This is a genomic window from Lamprobacter sp. (assembly GCF_034860625.1).
GTDB lineage: Bacteria > Pseudomonadota > Gammaproteobacteria > Chromatiales > Chromatiaceae > Lamprobacter.
The window spans coordinates 1-1,137 of record NZ_JAYESN010000584.1 but is presented as its reverse complement, the minus strand read 5'-3'; the positions used below and the strand labels follow the sequence as shown (position 1 = coordinate 1,137).

At 61.3% G+C, this 1,137-nt stretch carries 3 protein-coding genes; 2 read left to right on the top strand and 1 reads right to left on the bottom strand.

The genetic code is table 11. The features are described 5' to 3' along the window. On the bottom strand, nucleotides 1-229 hold a 229-nt coding region (locus VBE63_RS30000), incomplete at its 3' end, for a hypothetical protein (protein WP_323686619.1). A 24-nt stretch (nucleotides 230-253) separates the two neighbouring features. Here VBE63_RS30000 and VBE63_RS29995 point away from each other — a divergent pair. Beyond that, nucleotides 254-490 (top strand): hypothetical protein, encoded by a 237-nt coding sequence (locus VBE63_RS29995; RefSeq protein WP_323686618.1) that lies wholly within the window; start codon nucleotides 254-256, stop codon nucleotides 488-490. 99 nt (nucleotides 491-589) lie between these two features. Then, a partial coding sequence (locus VBE63_RS29990; protein ID WP_323686617.1) for a protein-disulfide reductase DsbD domain-containing protein occupies nucleotides 590-1,137 on the top strand: 548 nt, incomplete at its 3' end.

The following is a 1,137-nucleotide window of genomic DNA, read 5'->3' as shown; positions in this document are numbered from 1 at the left end:
GCGCGACTACCTCGACACGCGCTTCAGCGAGTTTGAGTCGCGCATTGAACTGAAGCTGGAACAGCGCTTCACCCCCTTCCAGACCAGGATCGATCGCCGGTTCGCCGAACTCCAGACGCGGGTCGATCAGCGCTTTACCGAGTTCCAGATCCAGGTCGATCAACGCTTCACAGAGGTTCAGGACAAATTCAATCAACGCTTGACCGAGTTCCAGGCGCAGGTCGATCAACGCTTGACCGAGTTCCAAGCCCAGATGGATCAGCGCTTCTCCACTTTCAAGGCTGACGCGGATCAACGCTTCGCAAGCATCGACCAGCGCTTCGCCGAGATCGACCGCCGCTTTGGCGAGGTCGACCGTCGCTTTGCGGAGATCGACCGCCGCTTCGCCGCTATCGACGTGAAGTTCGCCCGCGTCAATTTACTGCTGGGGATTATTCTCGCTGTGGTGGTGATACCGGCACTGGGTACCCTGCTTGAATGGATGCCGTGATGGGCGGGCTCAGCCTCCAGCCACATGCAGCACCAATAATTGGGAAACTTATGACGCGCTGCTAGACTGCATCGCTCGCTCAGCCACTGTACCTTATTCATGCCAACACATCGGTACCTGCTCCATACCCTCTTCCTGCTGCTCGTCGTCACGCTGCTGCCCATACAGCCCGGCGCGCAGGCTCAGCCGGCGGGCAGTGCGCTGGATCCGGTGGGCAGCGCCCGCAACAACCCCTTTGCAGCGGCACAGGCGGAGGCGCAGTTTCTGCCGGTGGATCAGGCGTACCAGCTTGAGGTGGTGGTGGAAGACCGCCAGCAGCTGCGGCTGTACTGGCAGATTGCCGACGGCTATTACCTGTACCAGCACAAGATTGACGCGCAGCTGCAGAGCGCCGATGGGCCGGTCGGCAGCCAGCTGTCGCTACCCACCGCGCAGCCCATGGTGGACGAGTTCTTCGGTGAGGTGTCGGTGTATTACTACAACGCCGACGTGCGCATGCAGCTGGATACCGCGGTAAATGAAGGCCTGCTCAGCGTCAGCTCACAGGGCTGTGCCGACGCGGGCCTGTGCTATCCGCCGCGCACCCAGCAGTACCGCATTGACTTCGACACCGGTGCGGTGGAAGAGCAGGCGCCCGCAAAACCCGA

Bases quoted from the DNA above. Each gene is read 5' to 3' on its own strand.
- VBE63_RS29995 (WP_323686618.1), top strand. From the start codon at position 254: ATGGATCAGCGCTTCTCCACTTTCAAGGCTGACGCGGATCAACGCTTC.